Here is a 5223-nt window from a genome sequence, read left to right as displayed (position 1 = left end):
TATGAAAATATGGCAAAAAACCTTGGATTGGGTTAAGACAGACCCAGACGGAGTATTACGTCAGACTTGCTTTAGGAAACGCCCTGAGATTAATGCCCAAGTCCTAATCCAGCGGCGACTCCCTCCTGATCAGCCTTGGAAAACGATTGCAGCAGAATTTAAGCTAACCCCACCAGAAGCTAAAGATTTGCCCAAATTCTATAACCGTAAATGCTTACCCCTGTTGCGAAAATTCGGTGTATGCCAGGGATATATAGAAGAAAAGTCAAAGACTGGTAGCTCGAAAAGCACCACAAAACCCCAACCTAGGAAAAAATCATGAGACACAACGCCAACATGCTAGCAGATTGGTCAATCCCCATGCCGATTACCCAGTCGGCCCTAGAGATAGCCCAGCAGTTTGCTCAGTACCAACCCACCACGCAAAAGGCTGAACAAGTCTATCTCAACACCCTGGCAGTGTGTGCGGTGAATAACTACTTACGGATTCTGGGTATTCCCACTGACCTAACCGCAGGGGATAGCTGGAATTCAGTAGTGGGCTTGGCTGAAAATGTGGCTGACCTGAGGGTAACCGGTTTGGGGCGCTTGGAATGTCGGCCTGTCAAACCCGGTGATTTGACTTGTCCCATTCCCCAGGAGGTAAGATTTAACCGGATTGGCTATGTAGTCGTTGAGATTGATCAAGACCATACTGAAGCCACGCTGCTGGGATTTTCCGCAACTTCGGAAACCGGTGAATTAGTCATCCACCAATTGCGATCGCTTAAAGATTTACCAGCCTACCTCGATCAATTTCAACCTATGACACAACTCAGTCAATGGTTGGAGCATATCTTTGAAGCAGGTTGGCAGAGTTTGGAAACCCTTTTAGGTAACCAAGGTTCTCAGCCAGCTTTCGCCTTTAGAACCAAGTCTCAGACCATTAAGCGATGTAAACAGATTGAATGGGGCAAACCTAATCAAGGGGTGGCTCTGGTTGTGGAACTCACCCCAGAATCCGAAACGAAGCTGAATGTTCTCCTACAACTCAATCCCATCAATGGTCAAACCTATCTACCCCCCAATCTGCAGTTGCTCTTGCTAGATGAGGAGCAAGAAATGCTGATCAATGCCCAAGCCAGAAACCAGGATCAAGCCATTCAATTGGATTTTAGTTGCGAAGCCGGAGACCGTTTCAGTGTCAAGGTTGCTCTGGATAATGCCAGTGTGATCGAAGAGTTTGTGATCTGAAATTCCCAAATCCGCTGTTCCCGATTCCCTGTTCCCTATTCAGTACGCGCTATAACTAGGAATAACATTAGACAAAATACTGATTTTTGACGGTTGACAGTAAACCGTCAACCGTCAACCGTTAAAAAACTAAGCCAATGGCAAAGCTAGTAACTCTTAAGCTGGATGGGGATTTTGAGGAAGGTTTTCGGGTCACTCTGGAAATTGGCTCAGAAGGCGAAGGTCCGGAAACAGAACTTACTGGCAGATTGCCTCCAGCACCCAATCTAGTCAACCACTATCACGAGTGGCGGTCACCTATCGCAGTCTGGGGAGCTCTTTGCGGGCAATCAAAATCAAACGAGTGGCAATCGGTGGTTCCATCAACAACCAGAGTCAGGGATTATGCGATCGCTTAAATCGGTGGCTGAAGTCAGAGTTATTTAGTCCACTGCGGGAAAAGTGGTTGGAAAAAGTGGGCACTACCGAAGAAGTCCGGGTGCTGATTCGTACCAAAAATCCCCAGCTCAGGCAGCTTCCTTGGCATCAGTGGGACTTTTTAGAGCGTTACCACCAAGCAGAAATTGCCCTAAGTACTCCAGAGTATGAACAACCAGGCAAATCGAACCAAAGCCGTGATCGACACAAGGTTAGAATTCTAGCGATTTTGGGCAATAGCGAAGGGATTAATATCCAACAAGACCGACAATTATTAGAGAATTTACCCTTTGCAGACATTACCTTTCTGGTAGAAGAACCACGGCAGAAGCTCAACGAAGCCCTGTGGGAGCAACCTTGGGATATTCTGTTTTTCGCAGGTCATAGTGAAACCGAGGCAGGAAGGGGTCGGATTCATATCAATCAGACCGATAGCTTAACCATTGACGAACTCAGAGAAGCCCTCAAAAAAGCCATAGAAAGGGGGTTGTCCCTAGCAATTTTTAATTCTTGTGATGGCTTAGGATTAGCCAATGAGCTAGAACAGCTGCACATTCCCCACATGATTATTATGCGGGAGCCCGTACCGGATCTGGTAGCACAGCAGTTTTTGCAATATTTTCTCAAAGCCTTTGCTAGTGGTAAGTCCTTGTATCTAGCAGTGCAAGAAGCCCGGAAAAAACTGCAAGGTTTGGAAGATCAATGTCCCTGTGCCAGTTGGTTGCCAGTGATTTGTCAAAATCCCGCTGCCATACCCCCAACCTGGCAACAGTTGCGTGGCAATCACCAGCGCCACCTGCTCCAATCGGCCCTGATCGTCAGTGTGGTGGTTACTATTTTAGTCATGGTGATCCGGCAGCTGGGAATGCTGCAGCTTTGGGAACTAAAGGCATTTGACCAGCTGATGCGGCTACGACCTAATCCAGGGGTAGACACCCGTTTGCTGGTGGTTGAAGCCACAGATGCTGAGATCATGCGCTATGGCTATCCCCTCCCAGATCAAACCCTAGCCCAAGTCCTAGACAAGCTAGAGTCTGATCAACCGCGAATGATTGGCTTAGATATCTTTCGCGAACGTCCTAGAGAACCTGGTCACCAGGCATTGAGCCGTCAGTTACAGCAAAATCAGAAATTCATTGCCCTGTGTAGCGCTAGGGAAGCTAACAACCCCAAAAACTCAGGCATCAAACCTCCCTCTGGGGTGCCAGAATCCCGCCTTGGTTTTAGCAATATCATGGCTGACCCTGATGGCATTATCCGTAGGCATCTTGTATTTATGCATCCCTACCACGATGACCCCTGTGCCACCGACCACTCCTTCAGTGCTAGGGTCGCATTGCATTACTTAGCCCAAGACCGAATCAAAGCAAAAACCATTGCTATGAATAAAATACGCTTGGGTAAGACTGTCTTAACAGAGTTGTCAGCTAATGCTGGGGGTTACCACAATCGTGATTATCGGGGGTTCCAGGTGTTACTCAATTACCGGAAAACTGTAGCCCGACGAGTCACTGTCACAGAGGTGCTAGAGGGTAAGGTCAAACCAGAGTGGGTCAAAGACAAAATTGTTCTGATCGGAATAACTGCAAGGATTGCCAAGGATTACCATCTTACCCCCTACAGTGCCCTGGAGTGGCCATACCAAGAAATGCCAGGGGTAATTCTTCAGGCTCAGATGGTCAGTCAGATGATCAGTGCTGGCCTCGGTGAGCGTCCATTATTATCGGTGTGGTCGGTCTGGGGAGACCTGTTCTGGGTTTGGGCTTGGTCAATCATTGGTGCTACCATTGCCTGGCGCTATGGTCGAATACTGTATTGGGGACTCGCTACGGTCACAGCGACAGGGGTTTTATATCTCCTATGCTTTGGTCTATTTACTTTAGGAGTATGGGTACCTCTGGTGCCATCAGCCTTAGCATTGGTAGCCACTAGTGTAATTGTGGTGGTTTACCGGAAACCACTTGGAGGGATCACTCCCTTAGCTCTGGATGGTATAATTATAGGATTTTTATCTGTATAAAAATCCTATAATTATTTATACCAGTTATAAATTGTTTGATAAAAAAATTTATACAAACTGAATATTATGGCCAGAATATACCGTATTTTAAGTAAATTTTTAAGTAAATTTTTAAGTAAGTCCAGGACACTCAGCAACGAACCACTGAACAAAGTGAGTTTGATTGTGATTGTGGTGATTGATATTTTTATCTTAATCAATGTGTTTACAGGACTGAATGATATTAGCACATGGCCGATGAGTCCTGCTCAGACTTATCCATGTTATTACCAGTGGAACAATTACCGTAGACAAACTGATCAAGATAAAGACTATAACATTATTAGCCGTTCATTGGGATCAACTAGTTTTAAACAATCCTATCAACAAGCTGAAGAAGGACATCTGGGTAAAGTTTTTACAACCTGTTTGAAGTATGCAGAATACAAAGATAAGATTAACAATCCCGAAAACCAGAAAACTGAAAAAGCTATTAACCAAAAACAATCAAAAATAAGTACCATTAAACGGGCTAATAACACCATTCGTGAACAATATGATTCCACACTCTTAGAAAAAATTGCCGGTCAATCTCGTCAGCAATCAATTAATCAAGTCAGTGCTGAACAAGCCAAACAAAAGTTAGAGCAAAATAATCGTAATATTTCTAGACTTCAACAGGAAATTAATAATCTTAAAAATGAACTGCTTTCCAGACCGGAAAGTGTTAGTTTTATAGATTTTATTAAGGATGAGAATAAATTTAAGACAATCCGCAAAAACTATCAACAGGCATCTTTCTGGTATCCAAGTATCCAATTTGCTTTTCAATCGCTCTTTCTGCTGCCGCTGATTTTTATCGCCCTATCCATTCATAAATTTACTCAACGAAGAGGATATGGACTGATCGCGCTGATTAGCTGGCATTTGCTGGTAATATTTTTTATACCCCTAATCTTTAGAATCTTTGAGTTCCTTCAAGTTGGCGCTATCTTTCAATTTATCTTTGATATAATTAGTGAAATTTTCGGCAGGTTACTTTTCCTAGTCAGTTATGTTTATATCTTGTTTATTCCATTGATTGGTTTTGGAATTATCAAGTTTTTTCAAAAAATTGTATTTAATCCTAAACTTCAGGCAGCTAGCAGAGTCAAAAAATTACTCTGCATCAATTGTGCCAAGAAAATTAAACCCGATGATCACTACTGTCCCCACTGCGGTTATTATCAATATGTTGAATGCCAAAGTTGCCACAATATTACTTACAAATATTTACCTTACTGTAAACATTGTGGCGCTTGCCAAGATTCCGTAGTGGATTAAGGTTATTTCTCAGGGATTAGATCATGTCCGGTTGAATACTTACACAAGGCGCGAAAGGAAGGCAGAGGTAAGAAGGAAGAAGGGAGAAGTAAAGGAGTAAGGTTTCAAGGGTAATGGTGTTTTATGAGTAATTATCCTGATATAATATTAAATATTGAAACAGGGAACAGGGAGCAGGGAGAATTGTCTACTCCCAACTCCCAACTCCCAACTCCCAACTCCCAACTCCCAACTCCCAACTCCCAACTCTA

General features: G+C 43.9%; 4 protein-coding genes and 1 pseudogene. All 5 read left to right on the top strand.

The annotated features are described in order from the left end of the window. Positions 1-322, top strand: a pseudogene (locus F6K20_RS23200) (sigma-70 family RNA polymerase sigma factor); the annotation flags it as partial. Beyond that, positions 319-1233: a DUF1822 family protein gene (locus tag F6K20_RS23195; protein WP_287267524.1), complete on the top strand. Its 915-nt coding sequence runs from the start codon at positions 319-321 to the stop codon at positions 1231-1233. The pseudogene F6K20_RS23200 and the gene F6K20_RS23195, both read left to right, overlap by 4 nt. Positions 1234-1370: 137 nt before the next feature. Continuing rightward, positions 1371-1631, top strand: coding sequence for a hypothetical protein (locus F6K20_RS23190; RefSeq protein WP_287296175.1), 261 nt, complete (start codon positions 1371-1373; stop codon positions 1629-1631). Beyond that, the gene (locus tag F6K20_RS23185) at positions 1577-3670 is read left to right on the top strand and encodes a CHASE2 domain-containing protein (protein WP_287296173.1); all 2094 of its coding nucleotides are present in this window, start codon (positions 1577-1579) and stop codon (positions 3668-3670) included. Before F6K20_RS23190 ends, F6K20_RS23185 begins: the two co-directional genes overlap by 55 nt. 66 nt (positions 3671-3736) lie before the next feature. Further along, positions 3737-4972, top strand: coding sequence for a hypothetical protein (locus F6K20_RS23180; RefSeq protein ID WP_502708865.1), 1236 nt, complete (start codon positions 3737-3739; stop codon positions 4970-4972). The last annotated feature ends 251 nt before the right edge of the window (positions 4973-5223 follow it).

This window comes from Moorena sp. SIO2C4, assembly GCF_010672485.1.
Classification (GTDB): Bacteria; Cyanobacteriota; Cyanobacteriia; order Cyanobacteriales; family Coleofasciculaceae; genus Moorena; species Moorena producens.
Note: the sequence above shows the minus strand (reverse complement) of the source record. Positions and strands in the feature narration are given on the sequence as shown.